General features: G+C 41.1%; 14 protein-coding genes. 9 read left to right on the top strand and 5 right to left on the bottom strand.

Translation table 11 applies throughout. The annotated features are described in order from the left end of the window. The first annotated feature begins 386 nt into the window (after window positions 1–386). On the top strand, window positions 387–2,990 hold the full coding sequence (locus tag GJB62_RS08890; protein ID WP_181852935.1) for a PAS domain S-box protein: 2,604 nt from the start codon (window positions 387–389) through the stop codon (window positions 2,988–2,990). A gap of 34 nt (window positions 2,991–3,024) precedes the next feature. Beyond that, window positions 3,025–4,818, top strand: coding sequence for an ATP-binding protein (locus GJB62_RS08885; protein ID WP_245246120.1), 1,794 nt, complete (start codon window positions 3,025–3,027; stop codon window positions 4,816–4,818). 301 nt (window positions 4,819–5,119) lie between these two features. Here GJB62_RS08885 and GJB62_RS08880 read toward each other — a convergent pair whose 3' ends face one another. Continuing rightward, the gene (locus GJB62_RS08880) at window positions 5,120–6,799 is read right to left on the bottom strand and encodes an aldehyde dehydrogenase family protein (RefSeq protein WP_114085375.1); all 1,680 of its coding nucleotides are present in this window, start codon (window positions 6,797–6,799) and stop codon (window positions 5,120–5,122) included. Window positions 6,800–6,954: 155 nt separating this feature from the next. Next, window positions 6,955–8,091, bottom strand: a complete 1,137-nt coding sequence (locus GJB62_RS08875; protein WP_159402485.1) for a VOC family protein — start codon at window positions 8,089–8,091, stop codon at window positions 6,955–6,957. An 867-nt stretch (window positions 8,092–8,958) separates the two neighbouring features. Here GJB62_RS08875 and ureE point away from each other — a divergent pair. From ureE to ureG, 3 genes are all read left to right on the top strand, one after another. Further along, a complete protein-coding gene (gene ureE / locus GJB62_RS08870; RefSeq protein ID WP_114085373.1) occupies window positions 8,959–9,405 on the top strand; it encodes an urease accessory protein UreE in 447 nt (148 codons plus the stop codon). Beyond that, window positions 9,380–10,072, top strand: coding sequence for an urease accessory protein UreF (locus tag GJB62_RS08865; protein WP_114085372.1), 693 nt, complete (start codon window positions 9,380–9,382; stop codon window positions 10,070–10,072). Before ureE ends, GJB62_RS08865 begins: the two co-directional genes overlap by 26 nt. A gap of 152 nt (window positions 10,073–10,224) precedes the next feature. Continuing rightward, window positions 10,225–10,821, top strand: coding sequence for an urease accessory protein UreG (ureG, locus tag GJB62_RS08860; protein WP_114085403.1), 597 nt, complete (start codon window positions 10,225–10,227; stop codon window positions 10,819–10,821). A gap of 62 nt (window positions 10,822–10,883) precedes the next feature. Here the strand turns inward: ureG and GJB62_RS08855 are convergent, their stop codons facing one another. Continuing rightward, window positions 10,884–12,770, bottom strand: a complete 1,887-nt coding sequence (locus tag GJB62_RS08855; protein ID WP_114085371.1) for an ABC transporter ATP-binding protein — start codon at window positions 12,768–12,770, stop codon at window positions 10,884–10,886. Between the two features lie 141 nt (window positions 12,771–12,911). Here GJB62_RS08855 and GJB62_RS08850 point away from each other — a divergent pair, with 141 nt between their 5' ends. The 3 genes from GJB62_RS08850 to GJB62_RS08840 all read left to right on the top strand — a co-directional run bounded on the left by GJB62_RS08850 (window position 12,912) and on the right by GJB62_RS08840 (window position 13,632). Beyond that, window positions 12,912–13,061, top strand: a complete 150-nt coding sequence (locus GJB62_RS08850) for a hypothetical protein (protein ID WP_159402484.1) — start codon at window positions 12,912–12,914, stop codon at window positions 13,059–13,061. A 78-nt stretch (window positions 13,062–13,139) separates the two neighbouring features. After that, complete coding sequence (locus tag GJB62_RS08845; RefSeq protein WP_114085370.1) at window positions 13,140–13,370, top strand: hypothetical protein; 231 nt, start codon at window positions 13,140–13,142, stop codon at window positions 13,368–13,370. Then, complete coding sequence (locus tag GJB62_RS08840; protein WP_114085402.1) at window positions 13,351–13,632, top strand: type II toxin-antitoxin system YafQ family toxin; 282 nt, start codon at window positions 13,351–13,353, stop codon at window positions 13,630–13,632. Before GJB62_RS08845 ends, GJB62_RS08840 begins: the two co-directional genes overlap by 20 nt. 204 nt (window positions 13,633–13,836) lie before the next feature. Here the strand turns inward: GJB62_RS08840 and GJB62_RS08835 are convergent, their stop codons facing one another. Continuing rightward, complete coding sequence (locus tag GJB62_RS08835; RefSeq protein WP_114085369.1) at window positions 13,837–14,406, bottom strand: single-stranded DNA-binding protein; 570 nt, start codon at window positions 14,404–14,406, stop codon at window positions 13,837–13,839. A 400-nt stretch (window positions 14,407–14,806) separates the two neighbouring features. Beyond that, complete coding sequence (locus GJB62_RS08830) at window positions 14,807–16,063, bottom strand: FAD-dependent oxidoreductase (RefSeq protein ID WP_114085368.1); 1,257 nt, start codon at window positions 16,061–16,063, stop codon at window positions 14,807–14,809. A gap of 167 nt (window positions 16,064–16,230) precedes the next feature. Here GJB62_RS08830 and GJB62_RS08825 point away from each other — a divergent pair, with 167 nt between their 5' ends. Further along, on the top strand, window positions 16,231–17,544 hold the full coding sequence (locus GJB62_RS08825) for an ABC transporter ATP-binding protein (RefSeq protein WP_114085367.1): 1,314 nt from the start codon (window positions 16,231–16,233) through the stop codon (window positions 17,542–17,544). Window positions 17,545–17,553: the final 9 nt, after the last annotated feature.

The following is a 17,553-nucleotide window of genomic DNA, read 5'->3' as shown; positions in this document are numbered from 1 at the left end:
TAGAACAATACCTTGGGTTAAGGCTTTGATCTTCCCTTAGCCTACTTAAAAAGGAAGGAATTAGAGCAATCAAACCACTCTACGCCAAGACACGATGATGCAACTTGATTGATGATTAGCTTAGTTTTCAGAAGAGGATTGAAATTCCTCCTGAACACAGCAACTAAAATTAAGAGATTCAACTTGGACCTTAAACTTTTACCTCAACTTCACTCAGCCTGGACTAAACATCCCGCCATCCATGTACAGCAATTGTGAACTGATGGTTTTTGGACAACTGGTTCACCCGATTGGGTGAATGCGATCGCTGCATCCAGAACTACTCTGAAAGTAGAGGAACTTTTTCTGCTGTTAGTGATAACGCCAACAGCCAAAAAAGTCTCATAATGGCTATGATTGCCTTGAATATTATGTCAATTGCTTATATATCAAAGGTTCAAAGAGTGGATGAAATTGTCAAATCACCAGATTTCCAGCCAGAGAAGATCGCTCTATTGGAAACAATTGCTGCCAATTTACCTGGGATGATTTTCCAAATTCTGCAACGGCAGGATGGCTCTGTGTTTATCCCTTATATTAGTTCTGGTTGTGAATACTTGTATGAATTAAAACCAGAAGCTGTACAGGCAGACTTTCAGGTGCTATACAAATTGATTCATCCACAGGATATAAAAGCTTTTACAGAATCTATTACTGTTTGTAATACCACTTTTAAACCTTGGCATTGGGAAGGTCGCATCATTACGCCTAGTGGCAAACTGAAGTGGATTCAAGGTACTTCGCAACCCGAACTACAAGAAACAGGCGATTTTCTTTGGAATGGCTTATTCATGGACATTACAGACCGAAAACAAGCCGAAGAAAAATTGCAAGAGAGCGAGGCTCGGTATAAAGCAATTTTAGATGCTATTCCCGATTTGATGTTTCGCATTAGCCGCGATGCCGAGTATCTAGATTTGAAAAGTGAGGGAGCAAATATCACTCTTTCGAGAGAAGAAATAGTTGGGAAACGCGTGCAAGAGTTATTGCCTAGTGATGTTGCAGCAATTAGCCTGGAAGCGATCGCTAAAACTTTAGATTCTGGAACTTTGCAAACTTGCGAATATCAACTAGCAACGCCTTTGGGAGTCAGAGATTATGAGGCGCGGTTGGTAGTGAGTGGTGAAGATGAAGTACTAGCAATTGTCCGAGACATCACAGAACGCAAACAAGCAGAAGTCAGGTTACAAAATCTTGCTCAAAAATTTGCTAAAGCTTTTAGTTGCAGTCCCGATTCCATTACCATTAGTACGCTGCAAGAAGGGCGGTTTATCGAAGTTAACGACAGTTTTGTCGAACTCTCAGGTTATGAGCGAGAGGAGGCGATTGGTAAAACTTCTTTTGAATTAAATCTTTGGGTAGACGATCGCGATCGCTTAAATTTGTTACATCAGTTGCAAAGCACAGGAGTTGTTCGCAACTTAGAATTTGAATTTCGGCAAAAGTCTGGCAAGATAATTACAACGCTGCTTTCAGCCGAAATCATCGATTTAGATAATATCCCTTCGATCCTAGCAGTCCATCACGACATTACAGAACGTAAGCAAGTAGAAGCGCAATTTCGCCTATCAGCACAACGCGATCGCTTGTTGGCAGAAACTCTAGTGCGAATTCGGTCTTCCCTTAACTTAGAAGAAATTCTGCAAACCACGGTAACGGAAGTTAGGCAATTTCTGCAAGCAGATAGAGTTTTCATTGGTTTAAATAATGCCAAGTTAGGAGTCAGAACCCTTGCCGAATCAGTAGATCCTCAGTATCCATCAGTCTTAGGTTGGTCTACTAATGATGAAGCTTATTTACAAGAATTGAGAAACTTACTAAAAGATAATCTTGTACGTGTTGTTGAAGACATTACACAAATAGCAGTATCTCCTAAAGTTAAAGCACACTATCAAAAATTTCAAACAAAGGCTAGCTTGGCAGTACCACTGATGCTAGGCAATGAATTATTTGGTGCGTTAATTGCCAATCAATGCTCAGGTTCGCGTCATTGGCAGCCAATAGAAATTGATTTGCTACAACAGATGTCAGAACAAGTAGCGATCGCCATTCAGCAAAGCCAGATATACCAAAAACTCGCAGAACTTAACACTAATTTAGAACAACAGGTAGAAGAACGAACAGCACAGTTGCAGCAGAAAATGCAAGAATTTGAAAAATTGGATCGTGTCAAAGATGTTGTTTTGCATACAGTTGCCCATGATTTACGAACTTCGGTGATGGGTAACTTAATGGTGTTAAAGAATTTGTTAAATCAGCGAGTGGGGAGGGGCGAGCAGGGAGCAGGGGAGCAGGGGAGCAGGGGAGAAGAATTAATAACCAATGCCCAATTCCCAATGCCCAATTCCCAATTCCCAATCCCAGTATCTCGCTCAATAATCGAGCGGATGATTCAAGGCAACGATCGCCAACTAGCGATGATTAACTCATTGCTAGAAATTAATTCCTGCGAAAAACAGGGTATTGACATCAAACATGAACCTGTGCAACTTAGCACCGTGCTGGGAGGAACAGTTACCCACCTGGAACCTGTGTTGACACAAAATCAAGCGACTCTGAAGAACTTGGTTCCCACAGATTTACCGTTAGTAATGGCAGATGGGACTCTGTTGCAGAAAGTTTTGGTAACTTTAATCACACATAGCTTGCAAAATAATCCACCAGGATTAAATTTTATTCTTAGTGCCAGCATTGAAGGGGGAATGATTCGCACTCAGATTCAAGATGATGGTGTAGTAATGAGTAAACTAGAGTGCGATCGCCTTTTCGATCTCCATGTCCGTGATCCTCAAGATTGTTGTTCTACCAGCATTGGCTTAAAAATGTATCTTTGTCGGAAAGTTATTAAGGCACATGGCGGCAAAATCGGTGTTATTAGTAACCGCAAGCGCGGGTTAACTTTCTGGTTTACATTACCTCTCTTCACTTCATCCGCAACAAATCGCCCATAAATCACCAAAAAATGAGAGGGTGTTATTTATAGCAATGTTGAGTAAAGGAAACACCCTCGACGGTATGGGCAAAGTTGCTTGGATGCTAATAGCTACTCCATTTACAACAGTGCAAAGCTGGTGGAGAAAAACCTTTTCTGCACCAACAACAGATGAAACCACTACTCTTTACAGAGCTTGGCGTAACCGTTTTTTGTGGCAGAGATTGCGTTTATGGTTATGGCTGGCGCTGATTTGTTTGTTGTCTTTTACTTTGCGAGACATTTACGGCTTTTTGTTCTCTTTAAAAGAGTTGGAAAGTCTGCCAGAAATACTTAGAACTCAACGCCTTGTAATCAATATTGCAATGCTCCTGAGTATACTGATCTGCTTTGCCTTACATAAAACTAAATTAGGTCGTAATCGTCCAGATTTATTATTTTTGGGGTCTTCTTGGGCAATTAGTCTCGCATCACAGTTATTTGCCACCCTGAGAGGTTTCGCATTACCCGATGCTATCGGTTGGTCACTGCTCTTCTTGAGCCAAGCTATATTAATGCCAGTCTGCTGGATTGTTCACTTGCTGTCTCAAGTGGGTGTGCTAGTTTACTATTTTGGTGTAAATACGGTGCTTGGGCTAAAGACACCAGTCCCAGAACACCCAGAAATATATAGTGTGACATTTCTTTTATACATTTTTTGGTTTTGTGCTATATGTGACATTGGTGTTTATCTATACGATCGCCTGCAACGTTCTGAGTTTTACGCCCGTCAAGAACTGGAATTTGCATATCAAAAACTCAAGGTTGCAGAAACTAAATATCGCAGTATTTTTGAAAACGCTGTTGAAGGAATTTTTCAAAGCAGTCCCGATGGACGTTATATTACGGCAAACCCTGCTTTAGCAAGTATTTATGGCTACTCCTTAGCGGAGGAGGTGACAGCACATTCCACTGATATTCAACAATTGTATGTCGATCCAAACCGCCGCGCCGAATTTGTGCGCCTGATGGAAAAGTATGGTAGCGTTTCCGAGTTTGAATCCCAAATTTATCGCCGAGACGGGAGTATTGTCTGGATTTCGGAAAAAGCCTACGCAGTGCGTGACGAACAGGGAAAACTGCTTTATTACGAAGGTTTGATTGAAGACATTACCCAGCGTAAACAAACTGAAGAAGAACTACGAGTATTTTTCCATGCAGTTTCCCACGACTTACGTAACCCAGTACTGGGTACTTTAATGGTGCTGAGAAACTTGCTTGCAAGTCCAGAGGAAAATATTTCGATTTCCCGCTCAATTTTAGAGCGGATGATTCAAAGTAGCGATCGCCAACTCAACTTAATTAATTCGTTGATGGAAGCTCATGTCAGCGAAGTGCAAGGTGTTGTTTTGCAACGTCAGCCTGTACAATTACTGACAGTTGTCGAAGCTGCGATCGCAGATTTGGAACCATTGCTAGAGCAAAATCAAGCCAAGCTGACCAATCTAGTATCCGCAGATTTGCCATTATTGAATGCAGATCCCACCCAACTATGGCGAGTTTTTTCTAACTTAATTGTCAATTCTCTCAAACACAATCCTCCTGGATTGCTATTGACAATTAACGCTACCCGTGAAAATGAGATGATTTATTGTACTGTCAGTGATAACGGTACAGGCATTAGTCAACAACAAAGCGATCGGCTTTTTGACCTTTACTTTCGGGGCGCAAATATCCGCAATTCTGTAAGTTTGGGATTGGGCTTATATTTATGTAAGCAAATCATCAATGCTCACGGCGGCGAAATTGGTGTGAACAGTGTATTAGATGCAGGTTCAACTTTCTGGTTTACATTACCTATTAGCTAGTACCTAAAGCCTGCAAAGTTGCCACGCAACTTCCTTTCGTGACTGTGGCTCACTCGATTCCTTAACCTACAATTTTCCCAAAATCACACAGTAATGCTCTTTTCTCCCCCTTGTAATGATTATTAGGCGTTGCTGAATTAAGGGATGATTCTTGTAGGGTGGGCAACATGAGTGCTCCGAAATACAAGGGACGGGCTTTTCGACCCATCCCACAAAACGAGCAAGATCATCTCGCATTTATACAACGCCGATTATTATTATTTAATATCTGCTGTCTCTTGTCTTTTTGGAAATCCCTCTATTATCCCTTTAGTGCCGCAAAAACTACATCCAAAAGTTTACCCCATGTAGGATATGCCTCAAAAGCAGTAACTCGTTGACCAAGTTGTAGTAAGTTCTTATGTGTTACAAACCAAGCAGGTGTGGGATAAATCCGAAATGGGGAGCGAACAACAGATTTTTGTGGATGATCAAACATGTAAGCATTATGAACTACTCCACGACCAGAGCCGATATCTGTCAGAGTGTTGCCGGGAAAAGCTCCCCAGGTTGTTAACCCTAGAGCATAGATAATTCCTGTCCAAACATTTACCCCAATACCACCGTAGCGTAAGTTGGCGATCGCTCGATCTATCTCGGCAGAATAAGCTTTTTCAGTTTTAGGATGCACTAATAGTACGCAAGAAAGTGTCCCCTTAACTTTTTGATTGGCAAAATTTACGGCTTTGGCTAAAAATTCTCCTGGATCTTCAGCATCTAGAGTAACCTCTGCTAATAAACCACAAAATGCTTCATGATTGAGGGCATATTCTCCTGTCTTTGGAGGTACTTGAGGAATCACTGTCCAAGGTATGCTTTCTTCATCAGCATAGACAAGTGCTTGAGCTTGAGGATATTGGTCTAGAAAAGCTTCATATCTTTCTCTAGCTCCTGGGTAGTATGCTTTACGAGTAGGGATTGCTGCTAACTCTTGGTGTAATATCTCCAGAAAAGTATCACGCTGCTTCCACCCTTTGGCAGTCACTAACACTTTTGCTGCATCACAATTAAAGCTGGCGTTATGCGTGACCATACTTGCCACATGCCGAGCCTGAAAGATTAGGTCGGACTTAGACCAGACACCGGGAACTACCAAAACAGGAGTGACACATCCTAGTTCTGAAGTTATGGGCTTCTTCAGCAAAGGTTGATTACTAGCCTTACGTTGCAATTGTTCCTCGAATGTCTTTCCCCAAACAATTGCATCATGAGTGCAGTCTGATCCCGTGATGTGTACTGTATCAATTTCCGGATGGTGACAAAGGTAGCTTCCTAGTTCAGCATCACCATAAACCACCTTGAAGAAACCATCCTCAATCAGTGACCGAAATGCTTCTTCTATGAAAGAAATATCATATTCATTAATCTGACTTATCTTGATAATCACAACTTGATCTTCGACAAACAACTTATATAAAGTGTCCGTTAGGCTAAGAGACAAATTATTTCCTGCCTCCAAAATCAATGCAACGCTTCCTTTATCATGCTTTTTTCGATAGTTCAATCCTTGAGTAGTCGGTTTACCGGGTTCTATCCAGACCTCACCTGTAAAACCCATCCAGAAAATGTTATCTATGAAGCTTCCCGGAAGTACTTGAGCTACCACTTGTCCATCTGGGCGAGTAATCCAACGTTTAGGCTTGGGCTGACCAAAAGCTTCTAAAGCTTCGATGAGTAGCCGTAAATTTCGGACGATAACCATTGGCCCAGCTAACCATTCTTCGCCTGCCAAAGATTTAGTAGGGTCAATTCCCTTTTCTAAACAGACTCTCTCGATCCATTTAGCCGCTACTTTCTGAACTCCATCTAAGCAATAACGTAAATAGATAATCCGTTCTGGAATTTCAACCTGAAGCCAAGCTTCTTTATGCTTAGAAAGTTGAGAAATCAGTACATCAGCATTCTTAAAAGATATAGCTTTAACAGATGGAAGATTTTTCATGATTAGGTTTGTATCTTACTTTTAATGTGCAATCTTTTCAGAAAACTTAAAATTTAACTTAATTTATAAAATTAATTAAGTTAAATCTTGATTTCAACAACCCGTTTATTTATTGATTAGTTGCAGGAATTCAATTTTTAATTATGACTCCTGAATTATTTCTTATTCAAATTAGGATAAATTTCATCTGGTTGAAGATTCTCAAGAGCTACCGAAATTTGATTTACTGGAATTGATATCACTTCGATCATCATCTTAGCTACAGATTTTGTATCCAAATAGGCAAAATGATATGCATTCTCTAGCTTGCCTTCCATCGCAATGGAATAGCCTAATTTATTAAAATGTTTTATCAATTCAGAAAATTTTAATTTTTCGCTAGCAACCCCAATATAATGAACGCCTTCACCATGCTTATAAAGTAGATCATGGTATATGCTTATTCCATCTAAAGGTTGCACAATCTCTAATAAAGTATTACCAACATACGTGACCGCTACTCGCATAGATAAATTCACATTTTCGCCGTGTATTTTTGTCTCTGATAGTCTTGGAGATTGGAGATTGTACATCTTCCAAGGAGCAATTCCTAGACGTTCGACATAATTACGAACTGTTTTATCAAGGTCATGAGTGATAATACCAATTTTGTAAATTTGATCGATAAAACTATTTGACAACGAAGTATTAATATTAGTATTTTCTGCTGGAATCCAGTAGTCTGGCTTAACGATGCTAATACCTGCTTTAGATGATAAGAAAGGTGGTAGCTGTAGTATTTCAAGTACTGTTTTCGCAGAATCTTGTGTATTTAAATATACAAATCTAGGAATAAATAAATCCGATAAAATACGAGGAATAGAAGGGAGTTTAAGAAAGCCAATTTGCACAGGAATATTAAGCTTACTTTCTTGTATTACGGAATAATCAACTGTAGCCAATCGGTTTACAGCTTTATTTAGATTTAAATTACCAGTCTCAAGTAAGAGGTGTTGAACACCTTCTTTATAAGTGTCAAAATACTCCTTATAAATATTTTGTCCTTCTAAAGGTTGAATAACCTCTAGCTGAGTATTACCAATCCAAGCAATAGCTAACTTCATTGTAAAATACACTTCTTTACCATAAAGTTTAATATCAAAAAGACGTGGTGGTTTATGATCCCAACATTTAAATGGGCCAATACCAAGCTCTTTTGAAAGCCCACAAACAGTTTTTTCAAAATCATTTGTTATTAAACATATTTGTCTTATCTGTGTAAACAAAGAATTGCTATTTTTTTTGATGCTCATATTTTTTGCCATTATATAGGACTATAATTTGGGATTTGACAACCTTTGTATATCTAGAGAGAGATACAATTACTCGTCTTTGTTTGAACAAACTACTCAAGTATCCACTTTCCATAAGAGGATTTTGGAAATTAAGACTTTTAAAAAACTCTTAAAATCTAATAGCTAGCTGGAAAGCATATTAACGGTACTATATTCGTCGTGACAATAGATATACAACAAATATGCAGCAAAAATTAGTAAAATAATTTCAACAAAGTAGTCTCTTAACTTGACGACGATGAAGTGAAATCACTTCAATTAGGGTATATAATCATTGGGGCAAAAAACCTGGTTAAGTTTAAAAATATTATCGTTTAAGGATTTTCTTGATTGGCTACTTGGTGATTATCCAAGTGAGCCAAGCAACTACTTAACTAGAAAAAAAGGGTTTCAGCATCGAAAAACTGTTTTACTACTAAAGATGATTTTTTAGAAGAGAGCAAATACCAAATTTCTGATAAAATCACCAATAATAGTTTTTATGCTGCTACTAAATATAGTTTAGATGCCGTGGCTTAGGGCCTATTTTATTTGGAATTATGGCAATTCATAGGATTTGCATTCATTGTTTGTCCAGAGTTTGATCGTAGTACAGCAGTTGAGACAGACTAGCAGGGTGAAATGAAGAAACCAAAAAAGATAAAAACCTTTGGAACCTGGCGAAAACATATTTTTAATGGCGAAATTCCTATCCCTATATTCAATTACTCTTTTAAATTACGAATTAGTAATTATTTGGTCAATCAAAGGGTTGCAGGTGACAGAAAATAGGAAGGTAATAATTAGAACCGATAATGAAAAGCAAAAGTTCAGGCGAAACTCTGTATGCTGACATTTACCCAACTTAAACCACCTAATGGCGATGCCGTAGTTACTTTTACTCTGGCGCTGACAGCAGAAGAACGCACCCGCAGTCGTCATCGTTTTGAAACGGAAGATGGTAAAGTTGTAGTTTTACATTTACCCAGAGGAACTGTTTTACACGATGGTGATATTCTGCAAGAAGAAATCCATAGTAGTTTAATCAGAATTAGTGCTAAACCAGAACTAGTTTTGACTGCCTTTGCCCAAACACCACTTTTATTACTACGCGCAGCATATCATCTGGGAAATCGCCATGTACCTGTAGAAATTACTCCAACTTATTTACGCTTGTCCTCAGATTCGGTTTTACGCGCGATGTTGGAACAACTGGGGTTAGAAGTTAAAGAAGAAATTTTACCGTTTCAGCCAGAATTAGGAGCTTATGGACAACAGCATCATGCTCACTGATAGTCATCTTTTGAGTATTTTACAGTTGGCTAGCCCCGCTTTGCCTGTGGGAGCATATAGTTATTCTGAAGGCTTAGAAATGTTGGTGGAAAATGGTACGATCGCTAACCAGACAAATCTCAAAGATTGGTTAAAAGCAGAGTTGCTCTACGGGGCAATTCGGTTAGAGGCGGCGGTGATGGTACGATCGCAGCAAGCTGCAAAAATAGGTGATGTAGAGTCCCTCTGCCGTTGGAATCTGTGGTTATCGGCTGCTAGAGAAACAGAAGAATTACGTGCTTCTAGTTGGCAGATGGGGCGATCGCTGATCCAATTACTTGGTAGACTAGAACCGCAGATTATACCTATTGCCAATGCTGTGGGTAATCCTTGCAATTATGCGATCGCTTTTGGTATTGCCGTTGCCCATTGGCAAATTAGCATCCAAGCCGCATTACTCGGATATCTGCATAGTTGGGCAAGTAATTTGATTACTGCTGGCGTGAAACTTATTCCCCTGGGACAAACAGCAGGACAGAGGTTATTGCTAGATTTGCAACCATTATTTAGTACTGCGGCGTTAGAAATTCTTGCGTTGGAAGATGATGAACTCGCCTATTGTAGTTGGGGTTTATCGCTGGCAAGTATGCAGCATGAAACGCAGTATACAAGGTTGTTTAGGAGTTAGTCAAAATAATTCGTAATTCGTAATTCGTAATAGACATTTCCGAAAATGAATGTAGAGACGTTGCATTGCAACGTCTCTACAAGGGTTTCAGGTAACGCATAATTAATTTCTAGAGATGTCTAATTATTACAAAGGACAAATGACAAATGACAATAAACGCATTTAGAGTGGGGGTTGCTGGGCCAGTGGGTTCGGGGAAGACGGCCTTAGTTGATGCTTTGTGTAAGGGATTGCGTGAGCAGTATCAGATTGCCGTGGTGACGAATGATATTTATACTCAGGAAGATGCTCAGTTTTTAGTGCATTCTCAGGCGTTGGCTAGCGATCGCATTTTGGGTGTAGAAACTGGTGGTTGTCCCCATACTGCTATCCGTGAAGATGCTTCGATGAATTTGGCGGCAATTGAACAATTAGAAGAACGTTTTATCGATTTGGATTTGGTATTTTTGGAAAGTGGTGGCGATAACTTAGCTGCTACCTTTAGTCCCGAATTGGTAGATTTAACAATTTACGTCATCGATGTTGCGGCTGGTGATAAAATTCCCCGCAAGGGTGGCCCAGGTATTACTAAGTCTGATTTGTTGGTGATTAACAAAACTGACTTAGCACCTTATGTTGGTGCAGATTTAAGTGTGATGGAACGAGATGCTAAAAAAATGCGCGGTGATAAACCTTTTATTTTTACTAATTTAAAAACTCAGTCTGGACTTGCAGATGTAATTAATTTTGTTTGCACAAATATTTGTTGAAAGCAAAATGGGAAGCCCTATGTCAGGTAGGGGCAATTCATGAATTGCCCCTACAATTTTAACTACAAAGCCCGTAGATGACGACTTCGCACCCGTTCAGCACTACCGGTAGGAATCGCAGCAATTAATTTTTGCGTGTATTCCTCTTTGGGTTCTTGGTAAATGCTTTCGGCTGTGCCTTCTTCAACAATTTGACCGCGATTCATGACTAAAATGCGATCGCTCATAAATTTCACCACACTTAAATCGTGAGAAATAAAGATATAAGTAAGCTGAAAATCTGACTGTAATTCTTTGAGAAGATTTAATACCTGCGCCTGTACTGAAACATCCAACGCTGAAACTGATTCATCACAGATGATAAACTTAGGATTCAATGCCAAAGAACGGGCTATGCAAATCCGTTGACGTTGACCGCCAGAAAACTGATGAGGATAGCGGTTCATCGCATCTGCACTCAACCCTACCCGTTCTAATAGTTCAACTACCCGTTGCCGTCTTTGTTGCTTTGTCTTCCCAACGGCGTGAATTAACAAAGGTTCCATCACCGCGTCGCCAACCTTCATCCGTGGATCGAGGGAACTAAAAGGATTTTGGAAGACTATTTGCATTTCCCGCCGCAATTTTTGCAACGGTTCTCCTTTGAGGCTAGTAATATCTTGTTTCTCAAAGATAATCTGACCACTCATCGGTTCAATTAAGCGCAGCAAGGTTCTGCCAAGGGTGGTTTTACCACAACCAGATTCTCCCACCAAACCTAGTGTTTCTCCTGGCTTGACATCAAAGGAAACTCCATTAACCGCCATATTGTAGCGTTTTGTCCCACCAAATACCCCGCGCACTGGAAAACCAACTTTCAGGTTGCGGATTTGCAGCAGGGGTTCCTTTTCATTGAAGTTTGCTAATCTTGCAGCAATCTCTTCGGTGGTGACTTCTATAGGTAGTGCAGGTTCTTTCGCCTGAATTACTACTTGTCCCGTTGCTGTCTCTTCTGCACTCATGTAGTCAGAAACGGTAAGTAATTTTTGGGGACGGCGGTTGAGTGTGGGGCGACAAGCGATCAAACCTTTAGTATATGGATGCTGGGGAATGCTGAAAATTTGATCGGAAATACCAGATTCGACAACTTTGCCTTTATACATCACCGCTACTTGATCAGCAATTTCTGAAATTAGCCCTAAATCGTGGGTGATGAAAATCATTGCCATATCACGACTTTGCTGCAATTCTCGCAACAAGTCCAAAATAGTCGCTTGCACCGTCACATCCAAAGCTGTAGTTGGTTCATCGGCAATTAAGATTAATGGGTTGCAAGAAATTGCCATTGCAATCATTACCCGTTGCAACTGACCCCCAGAAAGTTCATGAGGGTAGCGTTCCAGCATGGCTTCTTTGTGTTCTTTAACCAACTGGGCCAACTTTGATGGTTCTGGTTTCGATGAATTGCTGTTGGTTTGATGCCAAGTTTCGATATATTGCTGCTGTATATCTTCATCGCTAGGTAGAAGTTTAACCTCTTGTAGACCTGCGATCGCAATTTGTCGTGCTTGGGCTGCTGACACCTTTTGATGCCGCATAATCGCTTCTGTTAGCTGAAACCCAATGTCATAAACCGGATTAAGCGAACTCATCGGTTCTTGAAAAATCATGGCGATGTCGCCACCCCGGTGTAACTGCATTTGCTCAGGAGGCAATTTTACCAAATCGATGGGGTTCCCATTCTCCTGCGGACGAAACCAGATTTCACCCCCAGTAACTATACCGGGACTTTGCAACAAACCCATCACAGCTAGGGCTGTCACTGATTTACCACTCCCCGATTCTCCTACTATTCCTAGAGTTTCACCTCGATGCAGTCCAAAGGAAATACCATCCAAAGCTCTGACTGTGTTGCCATCACCGGGAAATTCAACTTGGAGATTGCGAACCTCTAGGACAGTTTCTCTCATAGGAGTTGGGTAGAAATATTAACTTAAAATTATTTGATTTTAACAATAGTTTTGATGTATATGTGAGTAAATTTAATTTTTACACTTTTTGGCAGTTTCTCACATACTTCCACAATATACATCTGCGATATACAACTGCTTGTGACTTCTGCAAATTGCGATCGGCTCATGATGTTTAGTGATGATTGCCCTGGCGATGCCTACGCCTACGCTAATCCTGCTTTTACTTTCCAGAAACATTTGCCCCTACGGTGGTTGGACCATATCATAATTCTTGCCGAAATTGGCTAAATTTAAGAAGCTGAGGCAATGGAAATAGAGATTAAAATAGAGTTAGTAAAGGTAGGATTTACTTGATTAGGAGGTTCTATGATGACTTTACAAGAAATTATTAATTCTATTGAAAGTTTGCCCACAGAAGATAAAGAGTATTTATTTGAGTTTCTTCGCCAGCAACGAATTGAGAATCGGCGGGTTGAAATTTTGGCTAATGCTCAGGAAGTAATGCAGGCTTTTAAGGATGGGACAGCAAAGAGAGGAAGCGTTGATGATTTGATCGCTGATTTACTCGGAGATGATGGTGGAAGTTGTCTGGAGTAGTGGATTTAAGCGCTCTTTTAGGAAGATTACAAAGAAAAACCCGCAATTAAAGAATCAAATTGTTAATGTATTAAGGCTTTTAGCAGATGATCCATTTACACCGTCTTTGAAGTCTCATAAGTTAACAGGGAATTTAGCGGGTTTGTGGTCTTGTTCTGTTGCTTATGATTGTAGAATTATCTTTAATTTTTCGGAGGATGAGAAGTTGTTAGAAATGGTTATTTTATTGATTGATATTGGTAGCCATGATGAAGTCTATTAAGATGCAAAATAGAGGCTGAAACTTAGAATTTAGAGATTAAAATTATCCATTCCTAACTGTTCGATAGCTAAAGCCATGTGTCACGACAAGACGAAAAGCGTCAACACAGACAAAAAAATAGCACACCCTAAAGGATGGCTATTTGTAGAAATTGTCTAATTGTGATGTTGGTTAACAAATTGAATACACGCCCAACTACCAACTTTAGAAAGGAATATCATCTGGATCTGGTTCTTCCGCTTTCACTGCTGGATAAGTGGTTCGCTCATAATTTGTAGATTGGGGTACGGGTTCGTAATTTGTCGCTTGGGGAGCAACGCCAACAGGATTTGCAGCCGGAGTAGGCGCTGGACGTGGTGATTCGTAAGTGTTAACTTCTTTCTGGGGAGGACGAGATGCTGATGGTTGTCGTGGAGTAGTTTCAGTGAATGATGGAGTTGCGGTTGCTGAAGGCAATGGATCAGTATTAAAACTACCTCCGACAGGTTGAATTTGTTGCACTGTCAATTCAGCGCGTTTTTCTTTAAAACCTTCCATCGGAACAGTATTCATGCCTAAACGCCCTACCAAGATGACGCGATCGCCTTGGTGGTAGTTTTGCTGAATTTCTGTCGCTAAATTCCCCCAGCCGACAACTTTCAGGGTGGCTGGCGGATCTTCTGGTTTCAGGGAATTGGGAAACTGCACCAGCATTTCCGTAACTCCCAAATTATCGGCTGTATAGCGGAGTTGTGGTTCGTTAATAATTTCCGCCATCAAAACGCAGCTGTTCATTAAAATTACTCCTGACTGCAAAAAGTACTGATTGAGAAGAGAAGGTGGGGGTTTTTCTATGTAGTGCCAATTAATATCTAGATATGTTTAATTGTTTGCATTTTTTAATAATATTTGAACAAATTTTCTAACAGAATTCAGGAGTCAGAATTCAGAAGTCAGGAGAACACTTGATGAATGAATATACCAATCATACTAAACTCTTTATCAATTCTGACTCCTGACTCCTGGGTGCTGAATTCTTTTTAGTCCTTTCTAGCATAAAAGCCAAGCGATCGCTTTGAACAGCATTAAGTATGCCGTCCGCCACTCTCGCTTGACTAAATTGAGCATTCAATTCTGCATTGAGTAGTATAATTGTACCACTAATTTAAGAAAGAGAAAAAATTATTGGCAAAAATTAAGTCTTGACGTGAGAGGGGAAAACACCGAAGGCGATCAATCTGGCTGGTAGGTCGCGCAAGATAGGTAAGCGCAAAAACGCAGGTGGTACAAAGGTGTTATTTGAGGTGAGAACTGGCGCAAATACCCGCTTTTGGATAAAAGTTTGAAACGCCTGAATGATACGTGTGGGCAATTCGCGTTGACGCTGTACTTTTGCTAGGTCGCTAAGTTGTACTTGTCCGTTTTTGAGCGGTTTGCTGAGTACATTCGCGGCGACGACAGCATCTTGAATCGCGTAGTTAATCCCAACTCCACCCACGGGGGACATTATATGAGCCGCATCACCGATGAGTAACAGTCCCGGATGATACCAGCGTTTGACGCGGCTGGATTCCACTGAGAGAAAAGCTATTTGTGACCAGTCATGTAAATTTTGGATGCGTTGCTGGAATTCTGGCACTACTTCCACAACAGATTTTTTTAATTCCTCCAAACCCTCAGCCCGCAATTTTTGATAGCCTCCCTTGGGGATGACATAAGCAACTTGCCACTCATCACCACGGTCAAGCATAGCGATGATTTTACCTTGACCAAAGCGCCCCATTCCCCCCTCTGGGTCTTCTGGCTGACGCGGTAGACGAAACCAAAGAATATCCATTGGCGGCGAGGTTTCGATTGACTCAAACTCACCCAGGTGGCGTAAACGTGAGTGGCGACCGTCTGCACCCACTGTCAGTATTGCCCGGACTTCATGCCAACCACCCCCTCCCCGATAGCGGACACCTTGAATTACGCCATTTTCGGCAATTAATTCTTGCACATTCGCACCCATTACCAGATGGAAACTAGGATATTTTTGTGCTTCTTGGGTGATGAACTCCAGAAATTTCACCTGGGGAAGCATCGTAATGTAGGGGTAGCGGGTTTTTAAGTGACTAAAATCTGCCAAAGTGACAGTATCTTCAGGTGTTTTAAACCTAATTTGGCGCATTTTGGCATGGGGGAGTTCTAGCAAGCGATCGCTAAGTCCTAATTCTTCCATAATTTCCATCACTGATGGATGAATCGTATCACCGCGAAAATCGCGATCGAAGTCTTTGTGTGCTTCCAGCAGCATCACCGAAATGCCTTGACGCGCTAACAACAGCGCCAATACTGCTCCGCCTGGGCCCCCACCCACAATGCAACAATCTGTGGTTTGTACGTCTACAATGTCATGGACAGGGTTAATATTTGGATCTGAGGAAAGATTTTGAGGTAGATCGGTAGTCATAACAACACCTCCTGACAGCCCTAAAATCTAGCGTAGTTTGCTTTTGATGGTGCAAACTATTTTGTTAACTTTTCGTATTTACAGAGAACGTGTATTATGGGCGCTAAACTGTCATTAGTCAGTCGTAATTATCCTCCAATTCCCAATTCCCAATCAAATAATTAGTTGTGTCCCAAGTTATTTTAGAAAACGTTTATAAAAGTTTTTCCTCACGTAAAGGTGAAGGTGTTACCTCACAAAACCAATCTTCCCCCACGCCTGGGGAGAAAACTGATGCAGCGCAAGAACGTGCGGGAAGTGTTAACGTCTTGCGACGGATTAACCTGACGATCGCAGATGGCGAGTTTATGGTGCTGGTAGGCCCTTCTGGTTGTGGAAAAAGTACCTTGCTGCGGTTAATTGCTGGGTTAGAAGTGATGACTGGCGGTAATATCTGGGTAGGCGATCGCTTAATCAATGATCTACCACCCAAAGAACGCGATATCGCAATGGTGTTTCAAAATTACGCCCTCTATCCCCACATGACGGTGTATGACAACATCGCTTTTGGACTGCGCCGTAGGGGAAGCAGGGGAGCCGAGGAGCAGAGGAGCAGAGGAGAAAATACTCCCTATCTTCGGACGTGGGCAGAAAATCTCTTCGTGGGGGCGACAAGAAAGTTACCTAAAGGATTGCGCTACACTTCTGAGAAAGAACGGGCGGTGGATCAGCAGGTGCGTAGTGTTGCCCAACTGTTACAAATTGAAACATTGCTGAATCGCTTACCCAAACAGCTATCTGGGGGACAAAGACAACGGGTTGCATTGGGAAGAGCGATCGCACGTGACCCCCAAGTATTTTTAATGGATGAACCGCTTTCTAACTTAGATGCCAAATTGCGGGCGGAAACCCGCGCCCAAATTGTGAAATTGCAGCGCCAACTTGGGACAACGACAATTTACGTTACCCACGATCAAACAGAAGCGATGACAATGGGCGATCGCATTGCGATTATGTCTGAGGGTAAAATTCAGCAAGTTGCTTCTCCCCTAGAACTTTACAACCGTCCTGCCAACCTTTTTGTCGCAGAGTTCATTGGTTCACCACCGATGAATTTTATTCCTGTGGAATTTCATGCCCCGCAGTTAATTACGCATTCTCAGTTGCGTTTCACCCTGCCAGAAGTGTGGGGAAAAGCTTTACAAAAGTATGATGGGAAAACTCTAATTTTAGGCATTCGCCCAGAACACTTGAACTTGAGTATGCCTGCTACCAAAAATCTACCAGTGCAAGTAGATTTGGTAGAGAATCTCGGTAACGATTCCTTTCTCGCTGTTAAGATTGCCGAACCTGGTTCTCAGCCTGCCACTACAGCCAATTCCTTACAAGTGCGAATCCCACCAGATCGTCTTGTACAACCTGGTGAGCAACTATGGTTATCTCTAACTCCAGAGAAAATTCACTTTTTTGACCCAGAAACCCAGTTAGCAATATTTCCTTAAAAGTATCCG

The sequence above is a fragment of the Nostoc sp. ATCC 53789 genome, from assembly GCF_009873495.1.
Lineage (GTDB): Bacteria > Cyanobacteriota > Cyanobacteriia > Cyanobacteriales > Nostocaceae > Nostoc > Nostoc muscorum_A.
The sequence above is the reverse complement of the archived record's forward strand: the minus strand, read 5'-3'. Positions and strand labels throughout refer to the sequence as shown.